This is a genomic window from Parabacteroides sp. An277 (assembly GCF_002159645.1).
GTDB lineage: Bacteria > Bacteroidota > Bacteroidia > Bacteroidales > Tannerellaceae > Parabacteroides.
In genome coordinates, this window is record NZ_NFJB01000018.1 from 38238 (window position 1) to 57026 (window position 18789).

Below are 18789 nucleotides of genomic sequence, written 5' to 3' on the forward strand. Positions count from 1 at the left end.
GCTCTAAAGTGTCGAGCAGGCAAGGCGGAAGGCTGCACAAAAAACGAGATAAATAAACAGGAATTAATTAACGATTAAACATATCATGATATGAAACAACGATTACTTTTGGCCCTGCTGATGGTATTTGCTTCGGTGGGGTTGATAGGGGCGCAATCGACTTCTATCGATATTACGATTCCGGGCAACAGTACGGGAGGGCAAGTATTGGTAGAAGTGTCCGGAAGTAATATTCAGAATGGTCAGGCACCAGTAGCTACGGCTACGGGTTTGACTCAGTATTATTACCGGAAAGATGGAAAAATGGTTGCTCAATATGCTGTACCAGTGACTGACAAAGAGCAGGTTCTTTCGTTTGCAAATGGGACGAATGAAAGTGGTGTAGTATGGATAAGTGACGATTTGAAGATGGAAGTTATTGGTCAGGTTTCCAGTTTTGTTATTAATGGCAAAGGAGCATTGACCAATCATCTTACATCTTTAGTATTCTCTGGCAATGGCATATTGCAGAATTTGGTATTAGGTCAGTTGGATGGTGATGTAAATAAAGGTTGGATTGGCTACGTTCCTGCATTGAAGACATTAGATTGTTCAAACAATCAGTTGAGTGTTCTTCCTGCTAAAACGAATGCTCCTGATGGAAATATTGCGATTACAGATTATGACGTGAGAGGACAAAGTCTTCAAACTGTTCCAACTTTATCAACTGTTAGTACGACAGACCATAAGTTCTCTATTAGTACAGAAGCTTTGGATAATATCTGTCTTAAAGGTATTACAGATTATGAATTGAGCAATTGTTTACTGAACGGTGAATCGGTTTCTTTGGAAGGAGATAGCAATGATGGCTATACACTGAAGCAGAGTGGTATTTTTGTAGGTGGTACGTTTACTGCAACATTAACTGTGGCAGCTACGGATACCTATTATCCAGGTGCATCTTTGCAAGTAAAGGTGACGGTTGATGAACCGACCTTCAAAGCGACAGCTAAAAGGAATGATACAAATGGTACGGTTTCCGTAAGTCCAAATAAAGATTTGAAGGTTGGGGATAAAGTAACGGTTTCCGTAAATCCAAATGAAGGTTGTGAAGTTACTTCCATCGAATTTGCCGGGTTATCAAAGGATGCGAACCAAACGGAGATAAATGGAACTTATACGGTTGTAGGGGATGTGGATCCAAGTGTATCTGTTACATTCTCTGCAATTGTTGTTGATAAATATACCGTTTATACAAGTAAGAATAGTGGTGGTACAGTTGAACTATATGAAGGAAATAGTGCGACAGGTACGGCTCATACGTTCTTAAACTTGGAAGCAAATACAAATTTCTCGGTAAAAGTAACACCGAAAAAAGGATATTTGTTGGAGAAAGTCGCATATAATAAAACTGTACAAACCATTCCTGCAGCGACAAGTGGCAGTTACGTGTTCTCGGGTTTGCAGTCTGTGGCCGCAGATGCTCCTTTTGAAGTCTTTTTTAAGCGTGGTGCGACAATTACCCGTATGGCTTTTGATGCTGAAGGCAAGCGTTTGACTGGTGGCTTAACTCCGAATGTCACTTATAATGGCCAGGATACGAAAGGCATGACTTTGGAACCAGGTACTGAAATATCATTTACATGGGATACACACGCCAACTACGCATTCGACCATTTTTCAGTAAATGGAAAAGTGGTAGAAGGTACTACGGCAAAAGTTGTAGCTGGAACGAATAATGTGGTAGCGCATTATACCAGCACGGTGGCCACAGTCGAAAAGTTTGTATTTGGTATTGCAGATCAAGACGCAGTCACTGTTTCTGAGGTGAAGAAGGCGGGTGATGAAATCTCGGTGAAAATTGCTGATGACAAGTTGGGTGCAAACGAGAAGATAAATGCAGTATATATTAATGGAAATGATGTTACATCGACTCTTAAAGATATGGCAGTAGCTGGTAAGAATACGGTTGTTGTTTATGCCGATGTAGCTCCGACGTTGAGTAAGATAGTGACTGGCATTGAGCAGGTAACAACCGAACGTGTATCTATTAAGAATGCAGGCGATCAAGAATTGAGCGATGGCGCATCGCTAACAGCCGGTGAAACACTCACGATTCTGGTAAACAATATCGATGGATTCACAGTAACAGCTACATTCAATGGCGAACCTTTGAAGATTGGAGAATCTAATACGGTTAAGGTACAAGGAGGTCAGAATTATTTCCGGGTTATTTATAAGGAAGATGCTCCGGCTACATTGCCAGAGAAAGTAACAATCGTTCCGGAAGGTACAGGTACGGCAGATTTGAATCTGGCTTCTAATGGTTGGATTGGCATCAATACGCATCCGAACCAAGGTTATGGTTTGGCTTATGTAGAAGTGAATGGTGGTAAGAGCCAAGTAGTTTATAATTTCTTGGGTAATCCGAATGCAGCCATAGCTCCTTCCATACCAGGAGAAAATACGGTAACGGTTCACTTTACCAATAAGGCCATGATTGCAACCCATGTAGAGGGCATTGCTGATTATGAAGGTGGAGATGAGATTCAAATATCAACTCCGACGAATCCGAACGGTGACATTGAAGATGGAACTTACGATGTAGATTCAGAAGTGAAATTTACTGTTGCGACTACTAAGGAATATAATAGTGTAGATTATAAGTTGGTAGCAGTCTATATCAATGGAGAATCTCAGCCTTTGCTTGATGATAAAGGGACTTATACAGGTATATTGGCTGTAGGAACGAACCATATTGTAGCGGCTTATGAAAGTCAAGCTACTACCATGGTAAAACCTGTATTCTTGGGAATAGAAGGTAGTGCTCCGACAATTACTTATTATGTAAATGACGATGAAACGGGTTCAACCAATCTTCCTACAGGTTTGAATGCGGGTGATAAGTTATCGTTTAGTCTTGGAGATGCAGGTAACAATACATTGAATTCTGTTTATTTCAACAATGACGAACTTACACCGGTTGAAGAGGCTACAGATGGAAATAAGTATGACGTTGAAATTGTAAAGGGCGGCAACTATATTTACGCTTTCTACAATGGTGCAGCTACAATCAAGGGCGTTGTGACAGAAGGCGGAAAAATTAGCTTTGCTCCAAATAGTACAGAGATAAAAGAAGGTACTTCTATTACAGCTACTGTTACTCCGGAGGATGACTATGCTATCAAGAAAGTTTATTTCAATGGCATAGATGTAACAGAAAGTTTGGATGCTAGCGGCCAATATACTACAGATCAGGTTGAATCTGGTTTGAATATTGTTCATGCCGAATTCGAATATGTAGCAACTACGATTAAAGTGACTTGTACTCCAAGTGCGGCAGGCAAAGTAACTTATGAGAAAAAGGAATACGAGAAAGGTGATCAAGTAGAGTTTACGATAACGAAGGATGCTGATTATTCAAATGTAACTTATTCATTGAATGGTGGCACTCCAGTTTCGGTAACAGGCGACAAGTTCACTGTTACATTGGTAGCTGGCGAAAACAACATCAATGTAGAATTCAAGAAGCAGCTGGAAGGTAACTTGCTTGTGAAGTATGATTCTAATGATCTTGGGGATTTGACTGTTACAGACCAGAATGGTAATGATGTAACTGAACAGGCTGCCAATGGTGAGATTGTCAATGCTCCGGCAAAGACGTTGTTGGATATTACCTTCAAGGTTGGCAATTCAGCAGATGATTTGATTGGCAAGAAGGTGACGGCTGTTATCAACGGTAAGCCTTACACGGCTGTTAAGATGAATCCGGATGGCGACAATACATTTGAAATCAACGATGTGATATTGCCGGAAGGATTGCAATCGGTATTGAAGGTGTATGTGAAGACATTGGATAATATCGAATTGAAGTCTTGCACAAGCAACTATACATACGATGGTACGCCGAAAGCTGTAGAATATGTAATGGATCCGGTGAATCCGGTAGGCATGACGGTTGAATATAGCTCGAACCAAAATGAATGGCGCGATGAACCGTTTACGGATGCAGGTACTTATTATGTGAGATTCTATCGTCCGGCAGATGATGTGTATGCAGAAGTGAATACAATTTCGTCATATACGATTGATCCGGCAGAGGTAGTTATTACGGATATGCCGACCGTTTCTGTAGATAGCGATAATCGTACTTATATCCTTTCGGGTGGTGCTGCCGGTTATAAGAGCGGCGATACGTATATTCCGGTGGAAGGCGACTTTGCTGTAATTGGTTCTCATACATCAGGAAATCATCAGTCGAAAGTGACATTTACCGTAACAGATGATAATGCCGCCAACTTTACTTCTGGTAGTTGCTATACCTCTTTGCAAGTTTGCTATCAAGTAGGAAGCTATAAAGAAGGTCATTATACATTATCTATAGGTAGCACGGAAGTTCCATTCCAATTGATGCGAGATAGGGGTGGTGAAGCGAAAGTATTCATTACAAATACAAATAATCTGTTGGATGGTGGTGATAATATTAATGTGATTTATGAACCGGTACCAGGCTTTACTTACACGTTGTATCGCGTAGAAGACGATGGAACGGAAACCGCATTGAATATCAATCTTGCAAATTCGTTCCGCGTAGATGCTGTATGTGGTGCTGACCATAAAGATGTCACATTAATCATGAAGTCTAAAGACACCCGCCACGATTTGGCATTGAATATAGACGATGACAATACGAATACGTTCGAATTGAAGGAAATCTCTTATGATGGAACGGCGCATCCGTTTACGGCTAATGCTTCTTCGTTGCCATTGGTTTATATTGATGGGGAAAGCCGTCCGCAAGTAGCAGCTGCAGATTATCCTACGGCTGAGGTTACTTATACGTTGGATGGCGTAGAAGTTCCTGAACCAGTAGATGCAGGTGTTTATACGATTACGGTACACTTCCCGGCAAATGCTTTGTATCGTGAATATACGGCTATCGGTACATTCGAAATAGAAAAAGCTAAATTGAATGTAGTAGAAGATCCGACAGAGCAAGTTAGCGAGGGCCAGTTAGGTCTGCCAATTGCTACGCCGATTGCTGCCGGACAGTATTTGTACAATTCGGTATTGGCAGGTGCAGCTGAAGTGCCGGGCGAATATCGTTGGGAAGATGAAAGCACAGAAATCAAACCGGGTGAAATTGGAAGTGGCGGCGTTATGCAGAATGTCGTATTCGTTCCATTGGATACAGAGAATATCGATTCTCCGGTAAAAGTAGGTGCTGCTACCATTGAGGTATTAGAGAATAAGCAGATTGTTACTTGGCGTGCTGTATTGGGTGAAATAAGCGTCGTAGATGCAAATGGCAATTCTTACGATAGCGGCGATCCCGTTCGTCCAGGTACAATCTTGACGATTACAGCCAAACCGTTGGATGATACGATGCAAGAATTCGAATCGATGAAGGTTACGGTGGATAATGAAACGACTACAGTTTCAAGTGCATCAACGACTATCAAGGTTCCGGATGAAGGCATTGTAGAAGTCTATGCAACCTTTAAGCTCAAAGACAATAGTTCGGTTATCGAAGTGCCGACGGGTCAGTGCGCGATTGTATTGCCTACGAATATCCGTGGCGCGAAGTTGAATAAGACCGGCGTACAGATGGTGAACCGTGGCGAATCCTTCACCTTCACTGTTTCGACGCTCGACGCAGATAAGGACAAGGTGGTTGTTTTGGTCAACGGTACGGCTATCCAACCGGCGAACGGCGTCTACACGATTTCGAATATCACCGAGCAGCAGAACGTTAGCGTTTCGTTGACTTCGAAGACGGAAGTGAAACTGGATATCCCGAAGGAATACAAACTGAAGGATGGCACGTTGATTGGCCGCGTAACGGTAGTGAACAACACCTCGAGCGACGGTAAGGTTTACTACAACGACGAATTGACGCTCATTGCCCAACCGGTGGAAGGCGTGAACTTCTCGGCTTGGTCGGATGGCAACAAGGAAGATGTACGCAAGTACACCGTTGCGACTTCGGAAGTGAAGCTGACGGCATCGTTCAGCGGCGTACCGACAGGTATCGAGGATATCGAATCGGCTCAGATCTTGGCTGGCAACGAATGTATTTGGGTGAAGAACGTAGCCGATGCCAACGTAACAATCGTCGGTATGACGGGTCGCATCCAGGCTCAACAGCAGATTAGCGGCGATACGCAAATCCGCGTTCCGGCTGGTATTTATGTAGTTGTCTTGGAAAATGGTAAGGATGTGAAACAAGTGAAAGTAATTGTTCGGTAAGGGCAATTACATAGGCCGATGTGAATCGTCCTTTTATTAAGTGAATGGATGTACGGGAGGAAGTCTTCGGGACTTTCCTCCCGTCTCTTTTTTCCTCCTTATGAAAACTTTCTTTCTTGCCTGTGAAAACTTCCTTTTCTCCTTATGTTTTCTACAAATATCGTCGATGTTTAGATAAGTATCGACGATATTTGTGTATCTTTAGCCTAAAGATAAAGAAATATCGACGGTACGAGAAGAAAAGATAGCGAGCAAGGTAAGTTTGCATAGGCAAGAAAGGAAGTTTTTGTGCGGGGAAGGGTAGAAAGTATAGAAAAAAGTGCAGGTTATTGCCTGTTTCAAAATTAGTTCGTACCTTTGGGCACTCTGCTATTGGAGCGTCTTATATAAAAACATTAACTGTGAGAAATGATGGAAATACTCTTGCAATACATTTGGAAATACCGGCTTTATGAGTCGGTTGCTTTGCAGACGACGAAAGGCGAACGTTTGGAAGTGTTGGATCCTGGTATTCAAAACCGGGATGGTGGTCCGGATTTCTTTAATGCGAAAATCAAGATTGGCGATACGTTGTGGGCTGGAAGCGTGGAAATACATGATAAAGCTTCGGATTGGTGCAAGCATGGACATCAGGAAGATGCAGCCTATAAGAATGTGATTCTGCACGTGGTGTTGGAAGAAGATGCTACTGTGGAACGGCCCTTCTCGCATGAAGAAATTCCCCAGTGCGTGTTGAGTGTGCCCGATAGGGTGGTGGCCAACGTCGAATGGCTCTTGAGCCGCGATAGCAATCTGGCTTGTTTGGAGCGTTTACCCGCTATTGAGACGGTACATCGCACAGAATGGTTGGATGCACTATTGAGTGAACGATTGGAACGCAAGACGGAGGATATATTTAAATGGCTCGAACAGAAACAACAAGACTGGAATGAAGTATTCTATATCCTGTTGTGCCGCAATTTCGGCTTTGGGGTAAATGGCGATGCCTTCGAACGGTTGGCACGCAGTCTTCCACTTAAATGCATTCAGAAACAACGGAATAGTATTTCACAAGTCGAGGCTTTGTTTTTAGGGCAAGCCGGATTGTTGCATGAAGAAGCCGAGGGACAACATTATTATTATCGGTTCCTTCAGCAAGAGTATGAGTTCCTGCGGCATAAATATACCTTCTTGGTTCCGTTGGAACCCTATCTTTTCCGGAACCTACGCTTGCGTCCGAATGCAACACCGCACATCAAGTTGGTGCAACTGGCTGCTATCTTTTCTCAACGCGAGCATCTTCTTTCGGCTATTTTGCAAGCCCGTACGCCACGTGAAATAAAAGATTTGTTTCGGATCAATGCATCCGATTTTTGGGATACACATTATAACTTCAAACATGCGTCTACTTTTCGTAAGAAAGGGTTGGGAGAGAATGCACTAAATATTCTCTTGATTAATAGCGTTGTTCCAATCATGTTTGCCTATGGGCACGCACATCATCAACCGGAATATAGCGAACGGGCGTTGAAACTCCTCGAACGTATTCCTGCCGAGAAGAACACAATCATCCAACTCTTCCAACAAGCTGGTTTAGAGGTTAAACATGCCGGAGATAGTCAAGCGCTTATCCAATTGATGCGTAATTATTGCGAACCGAAAAAATGCCTGTATTGCCGCTTCGGATACCAACTACTTCGGAAATCGTGTAAAGAATAACTTTTTTTAGCATAAAAAGAGGGCGAAAGAGTTGCATGATAAAGAAGGAAACCTTACCTTTGCAACATGAAATCCTAAATTAAAGGTTTTGATAAAATTTTTCATAGTTAAGGTTTTGGTTTGAGGAGTGTCCGGTTGTGAAACGGGGCACTCTTTTTTTATGCTTACTTGACTCTCAAATCCAAGATAAATCCCTATTTTTGTCGGGATTTTAGGAAAAGCAAAATAAATGAGACCCATAAGAAGAAATAGTTCCAAACAGTTCGTGGCTGCGGCTATCCTGGGCATCTTTACTTGGTGCCTATATGCCTGTGCGAACATGGCTACTCCTAATGGAGGGCCTTACGATGAGTTGCCTCCCCGATTTATTAGTAGTATACCGGCTCCCAATACGATCAATTATCAAGGAAAGAAGATTGAGATTCTTTTCGACGAACTAATCCAACTGGATAATCCGATGGAAAATGTTATCATCACGCCACCACAACGGGAAACACCCATTATCCGGGCTTCTGGCAAAAGGGTGGAGGTCGAATTATTGGATTCGTTGCAAGAAAATATGACGTATACTATCGACTTTACCAATTCGATAGCTGATAATAACGAGAAGAATGTGCTTGAGAATTTCACCTTTGCCTTTTCGACGGGTGATATTATCGACTCCATGGAGGTCTCTGGCTATGTATTAAATGCCGAGAATTTGGAACCAATGCCCGGTATTTCCATCGGACTTCATAGCAACTTGGCGGATTCTGCCTTTCGGACGATTCCTTTCTATCGTACGTCGCGTACGAATGATAAGGGACATTTCACGGTGCGTAATATCAAACCGGGTACGTATCGCATTTATGCGCTGAATGATGTGAACCGGGATTATAAGTTCGATCAGCCGGGAGAGGATATAGCTTGGACGGATTCACTCGTTGTTCCTTCGTGCGAACCGGCTATTCGCCAAGATACCATCTGGAAAGATACGTTGACGATTGATACTATTTTGACGGTACCTTATACGCGTTTCTTTCCAGACGATATCCATTTTCGCCTCTTTAAGGAGAAGTTCGAACGACAATACATGACGCGGCCCGAACGTCCGGATGCGCATTATTTTGTGCTTCATTTCAATATACCAGTCGATACGATTCCCATTCCGATACCGCTCAACTTCCGACCGCAAGCGGAAACATGGTTTGTTACTCAACAAAATAATGGGGGAAAAGACATCGCCTTTTGGATTTCCGACTCGACCGTGTGGAAGCAAGACACTTTGCGGATGGAAATTACTTATCCTCGAAGTGATTCGTTGAATGTGTTGCGTCCGCAAACGGATACGATACAGACTATCAGCCGTCGGCGTCCTGCGGAGAAAAAACGGAAGAAGAAAGATGAGCCGGAAATCGAATTTCTGGGCATGACGATTGATGCGCCGAGTAGTATGGACCTCTTCGATACGGTTTCTATTGTCTTCAACGAACCTGTTTTGGATTTGCAGAAAGAGTGGTTTAAGTTAGAACAAGAGGTAGATTCGGTCTGGGGCATTGTGGATTTCGAGTTTTTCCAAGATTCGTTGAATTCATTGGGGTATTATATCGACCGCGATTGGAAATATGGTGAGTCGTATCGTCTTTCCGTGGATTCGGCCCGTATCTATAGCCTGTATGGGAAGTGGAACGACCGGTTTGAAAGTGCGTTCAAGATTAAACCGGAAGATAGCTATGGACATCTTTATATTAATATTGTAGGAGTCGATTCGTGCGCTTACGTTGAGTTGCTGAATGCAAAAGACGAGCCGGTGCGCAAAGCGGTCTTGAAGGGAGGTGGCGTCCTCTTCATGGATTTGAAACCGGACAAGTATTATGCCCGTATCGTCTTGGATTTGAACCGGAACGGAAAATGGGATACGGGTAGTTATGCCGAAAAACGTCAGCCCGAAGAGGTGTTTTATTCGCCGAAGGTCTATAATGTCCTGCAAAATTTCCAGATAGAAGAAACCTGGAATGTGTATGCTACGCCATGGCTCCGTCAGAAGCCACTCGATATTACCAAGAATAAGCCCAAAGAGGTCACGAAGAAGAAACGTGATTACCGTGAAGAAGGGCGAACCAGTTCCTCTAATTCCTCTTCCAATGGACTCGGTGGTTTCTCGTTGTAAACGCTTGGCGATAGCTTTCCTGTGGCTCGTGGGCTCTTCCGCGGCGATGGCGCAGGCACTTCCGCGAGAGATTTTCCGGGAGGGCGAGGTGCAGCATTTCCAGCTCTACTTCAAATGGGGGCTTATCATGGCGAAGGCCGGAAAGGCGGAGTTTCGGATGCAGGCAGATACGTGGAAGGGTGATTCGGTGTGGCATTATGCACTTCGGTTTCATACGACAGGGCTCATCGAGCGTGTGTTTCCGATGCGCGATTCGTTGGATTGCTATTTTACGAAGTCCGATCGCCTGCTCCGGTTTGCCTCTAAGCATGCGAACGATGGGGATTATTATTCGGTAGACGACCTCCGTTTTACGTATGGCGGGAAAGGGACGGAGGTGCATTCGCGCCGCTATACTTTGTCGCGTACCAAGATTGATACGCTGTTGGTGGCCCAACAGCCGGTGTATGATATGCTGGCGGCGACGCTTTACCTCCGTTCGCTCGATTGGGAAACGTTGCATATCGGGCGGGAATATCCTTTCCAGGTAGCGATTGGTAAGGATTTGGTGAATGCAGCGTTTCGTTACGACGGGCAGCAGATTGTAGAGCGCGACGGCCGTGCTTATCCGAGCCGTCATTTCTTTGTCGATGTGTACGACGAGGCTTTTACCCAGAGCCAGGCGGCGGGCGAGGTCTGGATGCTCGATTCGCCGGCACATTTTCCGCTTAAAGTACGCGCCAAACTCAAAATTGGGGCGGCCGAGGCTTATCTTCTTCCGGAAGAATAGGGACGAGGGCACGGCAGGTACGCTGCAGCCCTTCGTATTTCGCCCGTTTGACAGCCGAGTGCTGGAAGATACGGCGATAGTCTTCTTCTGTCAGGTTTTCCAACGTTTCGTAGGAGAAGCGCAGCAGTTCGTCGGTGGGGCGAAACTCGTCCACGCGGGTCGGACGGGCAAAGCGGTTGTGCGGGCAAACGGCCTGACAGGTGTCGCATCCGTAGAGCCGGTTCCCTAATTTATTCGCTAATTCGTCAGGGATTTCCCCTTTATGCTCAATGGTCAGATAGGAGAAACAACGGTTGGCGTTGAGCAGATGTGGTGCCTCCAGCGCTCCGGACGGGCAAGCCCGGAGGCAACGGTCGCACGTTCCGCAGCGCGATGGCATGGGCTCGTCGTACGTATCCGCCTCCCGCGTCGTAATAATCTCGCCCAGAAAGAAAAAAGAGCCGCGTCTCGGTAGAATCAGGCAGTTGTTTTTGCCTATCCACCCGAGGCCTGCGCGCCACGCCCAGTAACGTTCCAACACAGGGGCGGAATCCACAAACAGCCGTGCCTCGTCCGCCTCTCCGCCCAGCGATTCCCAGAGTTGCCGCAGTTTCCGTTTCATCACCTGGTGGTAATCTTTACCATACGCATAGTAGGCGATATAAGGAAGGGACGGGTTGCGCCTTTGTTCGGGGAAATAGTTGAGGGCGACGACGATGAGGCTCCGTGCGCCGGGCACCAGTTCCGTCGGGTCGAGCCTCAGTGCGCGGTGGTTTGTCATGTAAGTCATCCCCGCTTCGTATCCCTTTGCCAGCCAAGCGTCCAGATGTGCTGCTTCGCCGGGGATGGCCTCTGCCGGAGCGATACCGCACGCGTCGAAGCCCCATTCAAGGGCCATTTCCTTTATTTTTTTTGCTTCTAACTTCATTTACAGTTTTATTTTCGATAATTGTGTTACAAGGAAATCTAATTTAGACCCCGAAATAGATAATCATGTTGCATGGAAATCTAATTTAGGGCCTGAATCGGGTTTTCCGTCTGCCTGAAAATGAAATTTAGACCCTGAAACAGATATCCATGTTACAAGGAAATCTAATTTAGACCCTGAAAAAGACATCCATGTTACAAGGAAATCTAATTTAGACCCTGAAATAGATAGTTATGTTACTAATATAGCTAAACAGGGGCGGCGTTATTCAATCCGTTTGAACTGATAGCCCTGTTCGAGGAGCCATTCGATGGCCCGGGGCATCGCCCAACGCATGTTCCGTTCGGCCTTGAGGGAATCGTGGAAGACGAGGATGGAGCCGTTGCGCGTATAGCGTTTCACGTTCTCCAGGACCTGCTGGGGCGAGAGGTGCGGACTGTAGTCGCGCGTGACGACGTCCCACATCACGATGCGATGCGATTTCCGGAGGCGGAAGACCTGCGCGAGCCGCATGTGCCCGTGGGGCGGACGGAAAAGGGACCCCGGAATCAGCAGGCCGGCCTTGTCTACATTCGCCACGTAGTTGCGCGTCCTATAGCGAATGCCCTGGATGTGGTTGAACGTATGGTTTCCCACGGCATGCCCGCGCTCGACAACCAGCCGGAACACGTCGGGATGCTTACGGACATTGTCGCCCACCATGAAAAAGGTAGCTTTCACGCCATACGTGTCCAGCGTATCTAAAACCCAAGGGGTGACCTCTGGAATCGGTCCGTCGTCGAACGTCAGGTAGACGCATCGCTCTTCAGACGGGATTCGCCAGGTCGCCCCCGGGAATAAAGCCCTGTAGAACCAGGGCGGTTGCTCTATGAACATATTTTAGTTTAGTACTTATTCGCCTTTTTTCTGCAACGAAGCATACGCCATGCGGAAGTTATCGAACTCTTCCTGGTACTTTTCTTGCAGTTCCTTGTCGTGCTCTTTGGCTACGCGCATAATTTCTTGCATGGTATACAAATCCGTATTTAAATCGGAAGCGACCGAAGCGAATTGCGTCGGTTTCAAGCGGAAATACCAGTCGAGATTACGCATCATATTATCGGCAATTGCCTCATAAACTGCGTGGCCCTTCTCTTTTTGCCCTAAGAGATAGTAGAACTCGCCAATCGAGAGCGCCGTATAATCCATCGGGACGTTTTCCGGCGTCATGACCTCCATGCACTTGTCGAGTACTTTCAAAGCCCGCTCGTTGTCGCCCTCTTGCATCAGCGTAGCAGCCAATGGCGCGAAGACGCTGTATCGGTACGATTTACACATGCGGAGCACGTTCTCGTCGAGGTAGATGCCCGGCTCGTTTACGCCTCCCCATTTGAATTTGTTCATCACATTATCGTACATTTTCTCGACATTTACCGCCTTCACGGTCTTTTCCACTTTCATGGGGACGATTTGGTACGCCATGCCGGTCTTTTGGAAATAGGGCGAAAGGTTGACGAACTGGTCGGGCGAGACGGTGATGGCATAATACATAGGACGCTGCCAGTTGTTCGTCTGAAGCATGTTGAGGATAATCAACTCCTGCTTGCCCAGGGCGTTCTTTCCTTTCAGGTCGATGGTCATGTCTCGTAAAATATAACGGGCGTCGGCCGTATCGACCACTCCGTGCTGCACGACGGCCGCCGAATCGACCTTGTAAGTCAAGGTTTGCGAAGGAAGGTAATCCATTTCTTCGCTGAGTCCCGGCAGTTTCTTGTATTTCGGGTCGTTGCTACGGACAAATTCCAGCGCCGTATTGAGGTCGACAGCCTGTTCCGTGACGGGGAAAATATACGCGAAGTCGCGCGTTCCCTGTACATAATCCGCGTGGTTCCACGAGATAGGAAGCGGAGCCGATTCGTAAGCCTGTTTCTTCATTTGGTCGATGTACCAATCCGTCTGCAGATAACTGGTGTTACAAACGCGGACATCGGTACGGATGCCTTCTACCTCTTGTGCATACCAAAGCGGGAAGGTATCGTTATCGCCATTGGTAAAGAGGATGGCGTTCGGCTCACACGAGTTTAAGTAATTGTGGGCAAAGTCGCGGGCAATGTAGCGGCCCGAGCGATCGTGGTCATCCCAGTTTTGACCTGCCATTTGGATGGGTACCAACAAAGCGGCGATGGATGCCACTACAGCTGACGCCATGCTTGGCAACTTCGCATATTTCTGAAGCAACTTGACCAATGCCGCTACGCCGAAACCAATCCAAATACAGAACGCGTAGAATGAACCGGCATACGCATAATCTCGTTCGCGTACCTGCAACGGACTTTGGTTCAGGTAAAGCACAATGGCAATACCCGTCATGAAGAAGAGCATGAACGTTACCCAGAATCCCTGGATTCCCTTCTTTCCGGCATAGACTTGATAGACTAATCCCAAGATACCGAGCAGGAGTGGAAGCATATAATAGACGTTATGCCCTTTGTTGTCGGCAATGTCGGACGGCATATTGTCCTGTGGACCCACCAGCTTCTCATCGATAAACTTAATGCCTGTAATCCAGTTTCCGTGGTTCACCTCGCCTTGTCCTTGGATATCGTTCTGCCGTCCGGAGAAGTTCCAGAGGAAGTAACGCCAATACATGAAGTTCAGCTGGTAGGAGATGAAGAAGCGGATATTCTCGGCGAAGGTCGGCTTCAGGACGGATTTCGTCTCGCCACATTGCGTGAACTTCACCGGTTGTCCCTTGATATTCGCCCATTCCTTGTAAGCCTCGATGTGGCGAGGCTCGGCGCTGTGCATACGAGGGAAGAACATGTTCAGCTCATCCACATATTCATATTCGAGATTATGGCGCGATACATAATAACGGTCCTTTTCATTCGGGTCTTTCTTCTCGATGCGGGTCCATACCGGCGAGCCTTCATGCGTGACGGCTGCGCACATGTTACCTTCGTTTGTGCGTTTCACTTCTGAAACGTAGGTCCGACCATATAATAAAGGTGTATCGCCATACTGTTCGCGCGCCAGGTAGGTACGCAGTGTAAAGATATCGCTTGGAGCATTCTGGTTCATCGGCGTATCGGCTGTGGCGCGAATCAGAATCAGCGCATAGGAAGAATAACCGACCACAATCACCAACAACGCCGTGAGCGTCGTGTTCATCAATTTGATGTTGAGTTTTTTGCTCAGGAAAAGCCAAGCAGCCAGTCCGGCTACAATCACTACTGGTATCAAATAGCTACTTCCGATAAATGGAATGCCAATCAACGTCACAGCAATGAGAAACGACAATTTCAGGCGGAGCGGATGCACTTCGTCGCGCATGGTTTCCCAAATAGACCAAGCCAAGGCGGCTGCCAATACGATGACATACGCATAGACGCCACTGTTGTAGGGCATGCCCAAAACGTTCACAAACAACAATTCGAAATAGCCGCAAATCTCGACCAGTCCTTGTACGACGCCATACATCATCAGGGCAATAATCACGAACGAAATCAGCAGGGCGACGAGCGTCCCCTTCATCGTCGGCTCTGGGAATTTCTTGTAGTAATAGACCAACACCATTGCTGGAATACAAAGTAAGTTCAGCAAGTGGACACCGACACTCAATCCCATCAAATAGGCAATGAGGATAATCCACCGGTCGGCATGGGGCTTGTCGGCTACCTCTTCCCATTTCAAAATCAGCCAGAAGACGACAGCTGTAAAGAGCGACGAATAGGCATATACTTCGCCCTCGACCGCACTAAACCAGAATGTGTCGCTAAATGTATAGGCCAACGCACCGACTACACCCGAACCCATAATCGTCACCAGTTGCGCGGTGGTCATCTCTTGTCCGTCGTTTACAACAATCTTCCGGGCTAAATGCGTAATACTCCAGAAAAGGAATAGGATAGTTAGTCCGCTGAAGAGAGCCGACATCGAGTTTACCATCTTCGCCACCATCGAAGGATCGGAGGCCAGTTGGGTGAATAGATTGGCTGTCAGCATGAAGAACGGTGCTCCAGGCGGGTGCCCTACTTCCAGTTTGTATGCCGAAGAAACGAACTCGCCGCAGTCCCAGAAACTACCCGACGGTTCGATGGTCATCAAATAAACGCAGGAGGCGATGGCAAAGACAATCCATCCCAATGCGTTGTTGATTAGTTTGTAATTTCCCATTCTATCTTTATTAATTTGGATTTAACTTTTCCCTATTTGCCTTTTCTCGGCGGCAAAACCGTTGCAAATGTACGCAATTGTTTGATTGTACAACGCAGTAAGGGGCGATAAATTGCGCGGCCGATGTTATTTCCTGCCGAAATCAGCCGGAATCTCTCCCCACGCGCTGGTTTCCCACTTGCGGATTTCAGTTGTATATTCGTTTTCTTGCAGCCACTTTTCGGCGCGATGGATGAGGTCGAACAGCATCTCGTTGGCAGGTTCGCGCTCCAGGAGCGTTTTGCAACGTTTGGCCTTGACCCACGCGATGGCGTTGCGGCTGTCCGAATATATCGGAAGCGAGCTCCCGCTCCGTTTCAAAAGCGCCAGCCCGTGCACCAAGGCGAGAAATTCGCCGATATTGTTCGTCCCCCGGCGGAGTGGCCCGACGTGGAACACCTCTTGCCCCGTTTTCGTGTACACGCCCCGGTATTCAAGGTCGCCCGGATTACCGCTGCAGGCGGCATCTACCGCGAGGCTTTCTTCCGTGGGTTTCCCTATGGCAGGCGTCTCGGCGTGCATCATCCGTTCGAACACCGTGCGGTTCGAGGGGTTCGCGGCGCGATACGCCTCATAGCCTTTCTCATACGCCTCTTCGGCCTCCGCGCGTGTCTCAAACGCTTTGTATTTTGCGCCCGTATAGCCTTTCACCTGTTCCTCGCACGTGTCCCAATCGTGGTAAATGCCGGGATTCACTCCCTGCCACACGACGTAATATTTTCGTTTTCGGTTTGTTTTCATTGCTTTTTATGCTATATATTTATCATTTTTTCCTATTTCCTATTCCATCGGAGGCTGGTTTCCTTTCCAGGGAGCCGTCTTGTCTCTTGTTGTGTGACAAGGCACTAGAAAAGCGTATTCTTGCCTCTTGTTGCGTGACAAGGCACTAGAAAAGCGTATTCTTGCCTCTTGTTGCGTGGCAAGGCACTAGAATAGCATATTCTTGCTTCTTGTTGCGTGGCAAGGCAACGGAAACAGGGTTTGGAAAAGAGCCCTGTTCATAAATTATTTCCGCCTTGCATGCGAAAATTCGCCTGCAAAGATAGGGAATATTTCATTTTTAGCTACTTTTGCAAAAATTCAAAACGACAAGCAATGAAACGAATATTCTTGACAGGTTACATGGGAGCGGGCAAGACGACCGTGGGGCGAAGCCTCGCTGCCGAGCTGGGGCTTTCGTTCATCGACCTGGACCTCTATATCGAAGGGCGTTTCCATAAAGAAATCCGCCAAATTTTTGCTGAAAAAGGGGAAGAGGGCTTTCGCGATATCGAACGGCGAATGCTACATGAAGTGGCAGAGTTTGAAGATGTGCTCGTCTCGACGGGCGGAGGGACGCCCTGCTTTTTTGACAATGCCGCATTTATGAACGCACAAGGGACGACGATATACCTGAAGGTGTCGGTCGACGAACTGGCGGCACGGCTCGAGACGTGCAAGCAGACGCGCCCCGTCCTCCAGAATCGTTCGGGCGAGGAACTGAAGCTATTCATCGCCGAAAACCTACAGGCGCGCGAGCCATTCTATCAGCAAGCCCGCGTTATCTTCGACGCAGAGCAGATGACAGGTCCTGAAGACGTGTACCGGATTACCGAGCAATTGAAAGAAATGATTTAAAAAGATACGCGTATGAGAAACACATCCGACAATACTTCCCAATTTTACGTCCCGCAAGAATTGCTGCAGGAACTGGGGAAATTGGGTACGCACCTTTCCATCGGCATTCCTAAAGAACGTGCTGCAGGTGAGCGGCGCTTGGCTTTGACGCCCGAAGCCGTCGAGATGCTGGTGAACTATGGGCATCAGGTGCGGGTGGAAAGCGAAGCCGGGTTGGGTATTAATTATGCTGACAGCCATTTCGCCGAGGCGGGGGCAGAAATGACAGCTTCGCCGGAAAGAGTGTATCAATCGGATGTGATTGTGAAGATATTGCCTCCGTTGCCGGAAGAAATCGCCTGGATGAATCCCCGCGCGACGGTCTGCTCCTTTACGCCTCGCCCCTGGTTGAAGCCGGAAGCTTACCAGCTCTTGATGGCTAAGCGCATCACCGCCTTTGCCTACGAGTTTTGGAGCGACCGTGAACGTCATTTCCAGCCTATCATGAGCGCGATGGCCGAGATAGAGGGTTATGCCGCTCTTACGATTGCGGCCGACTTGCTGAGTAATCACCATGGCGGGAAGGGCATCTTGTTAGGAGGCATTGCCGGAGTCTCGCCGGCCGAGGTGGTTATTATCGGAGCTGGTACCGCCGGGACGAGTGCGGCTCGGGCAGCTATGGCATTGGGCGCGTCGGTAAAGGTGTTCGACGACGACATCGCGCGGCTCCGGCAGTTACACCGGACATTGGGCGTCTCGGTCTTTGCTTCCAATTTTCATCCGAACGTATTGCGGAATGCGTTCCAGAGTGCGGATGTAGTGATTGGCGCGTTGCATAAAGATAACCTTGACCATCATTTCGTTATTGCCGAAGAGTTGATAGCGACGATGAAAAAGGGTTCGCTCATCATCGATCTCCGCGTGACGCAAGGCGGTTGCTTCGAGACGACCTGTTGTCTTTCGCCCGCCGACCCGGAGATTTTTGAACAGCATGGGGTATTGCATTTCTGTCGCCCGTTTATCAGCAACTATGTGGCTCGGACTGCATCGATGGCTTTCAGCAACCTGATGGTGCCGCTCCTTACGCATTTAGGCGATGTCGGGAGTGCACAGAATCTGATAAAGACCTATCCGAGCTTCAAACGGGGCATTTACCTGTATCAGGGGAAACCGGTGAACGAATACATTTCGAACCGGTTCAATTTACGGTCGAATAATATCGACCTCTATTTGACTGCGTTTTAGGCA

The 18789-nt window shown here is 47.3% G+C and carries 10 protein-coding genes; 6 read left to right on the top strand and 4 right to left on the bottom strand.

All coding sequences use genetic code 11. From position 1 onward, the window contains the following. The first annotated feature begins 90 nt into the window (after positions 1-90). From B5F77_RS08860 to B5F77_RS08875, 4 genes are all read left to right on the top strand, one after another. Entirely contained in the window at positions 91-6228 is a 6138-nt protein-coding gene (locus B5F77_RS08860) for a T9SS type A sorting domain-containing protein (protein ID WP_140392856.1), read from the top strand. A gap of 411 nt (positions 6229-6639) precedes the next feature. Further along, the gene (locus tag B5F77_RS08865) at positions 6640-7926 is read left to right on the top strand and encodes a DUF2851 family protein (RefSeq protein WP_087329976.1); all 1287 of its coding nucleotides are present in this window, start codon (positions 6640-6642) and stop codon (positions 7924-7926) included. Positions 7927-8245: 319 nt separating this feature from the next. Further along, positions 8246-10075, top strand: a complete 1830-nt coding sequence (locus B5F77_RS08870) for an Ig-like domain-containing protein (protein WP_239446021.1) — start codon at positions 8246-8248, stop codon at positions 10073-10075. After that, positions 10050-10844, top strand: coding sequence for a DUF3108 domain-containing protein (locus B5F77_RS08875; protein WP_087329929.1), 795 nt, complete (start codon positions 10050-10052; stop codon positions 10842-10844). The genes B5F77_RS08870 and B5F77_RS08875 overlap by 26 nt, the downstream gene beginning before the upstream one ends. On the opposite strand, the gene queG is transcribed toward B5F77_RS08875, so the two are convergent. The 4 genes from queG to B5F77_RS08895 form a co-directional block, all read right to left on the bottom strand. Beyond that, positions 10801-11751 (bottom strand): tRNA epoxyqueuosine(34) reductase QueG, encoded by a 951-nt coding sequence (gene queG / locus B5F77_RS08880; protein WP_087329931.1) that lies wholly within the window; start codon positions 11749-11751, stop codon positions 10801-10803. The two genes, B5F77_RS08875 and queG, sit on opposite strands and share 44 nt — an antisense overlap. A 264-nt stretch (positions 11752-12015) precedes the next feature. Further along, the gene (locus B5F77_RS08885; protein ID WP_087329933.1) at positions 12016-12627 is read right to left on the bottom strand and encodes a polysaccharide deacetylase family protein; all 612 of its coding nucleotides are present in this window, start codon (positions 12625-12627) and stop codon (positions 12016-12018) included. 15 nt (positions 12628-12642) lie between these two features. Beyond that, positions 12643-15906: a DUF2723 domain-containing protein gene (locus tag B5F77_RS08890; RefSeq protein ID WP_087329935.1), complete on the bottom strand. Its 3264-nt coding sequence runs from the start codon at positions 15904-15906 to the stop codon at positions 12643-12645. Between the two features lie 126 nt (positions 15907-16032). Beyond that, positions 16033-16686, bottom strand: coding sequence for a ribonuclease H family protein (locus B5F77_RS08895; protein ID WP_087329937.1), 654 nt, complete (start codon positions 16684-16686; stop codon positions 16033-16035). Between the two features lie 354 nt (positions 16687-17040). On the opposite strand from B5F77_RS08895, the gene B5F77_RS08900 reads away from it, so the two are divergent. Next, positions 17041-17562 (top strand): shikimate kinase, encoded by a 522-nt coding sequence (locus B5F77_RS08900; protein WP_087329939.1) that lies wholly within the window; start codon positions 17041-17043, stop codon positions 17560-17562. Positions 17563-17574: 12 nt separating this feature from the next. Then, positions 17575-18786 carry an NAD-binding protein gene (locus B5F77_RS08905; protein ID WP_087329941.1) on the top strand — a complete coding sequence of 404 codons (1212 nt, stop codon included), beginning with the start codon at positions 17575-17577 and terminating at the stop codon, positions 18784-18786. The last annotated feature ends 3 nt before the right edge of the window (positions 18787-18789 follow it).

What these genes read in the sequence shown, in the direction of transcription:
- B5F77_RS08860 (WP_140392856.1), top strand. Translation starts at nt 91, where the DNA reads ATGAAACAACGATTACTTTTGGCCCTGCTGATGGTATTTGCTTCGGTG.
- B5F77_RS08865 (WP_087329976.1), top strand. Translation starts at nt 6,640, where the DNA reads ATGGAAATACTCTTGCAATACATTTGGAAATACCGGCTTTATGAGTCG.
- B5F77_RS08870 (WP_239446021.1), top strand. Translation starts at nt 8,246, where the DNA reads ATGGCTACTCCTAATGGAGGGCCTTACGATGAGTTGCCTCCCCGATTT.
- B5F77_RS08875 (WP_087329929.1), top strand. Translation starts at nt 10,050, where the DNA reads ATGGACTCGGTGGTTTCTCGTTGTAAACGCTTGGCGATAGCTTTCCTG.
- queG (WP_087329931.1), bottom strand. Translation starts at nt 11,751, where the DNA reads ATGAAGTTAGAAGCAAAAAAAATAAAGGAAATGGCCCTTGAATGGGGC.
- B5F77_RS08885 (WP_087329933.1), bottom strand. Translation starts at nt 12,627, where the DNA reads ATGTTCATAGAGCAACCGCCCTGGTTCTACAGGGCTTTATTCCCGGGG.
- B5F77_RS08890 (WP_087329935.1), bottom strand. Translation starts at nt 15,906, where the DNA reads ATGGGAAATTACAAACTAATCAACAACGCATTGGGATGGATTGTCTTT.
- B5F77_RS08895 (WP_087329937.1), bottom strand. Translation starts at nt 16,686, where the DNA reads ATGAAAACAAACCGAAAACGAAAATATTACGTCGTGTGGCAGGGAGTG.
- B5F77_RS08900 (WP_087329939.1), top strand. Translation starts at nt 17,041, where the DNA reads ATGAAACGAATATTCTTGACAGGTTACATGGGAGCGGGCAAGACGACC.
- B5F77_RS08905 (WP_087329941.1), top strand. Translation starts at nt 17,575, where the DNA reads ATGAGAAACACATCCGACAATACTTCCCAATTTTACGTCCCGCAAGAA.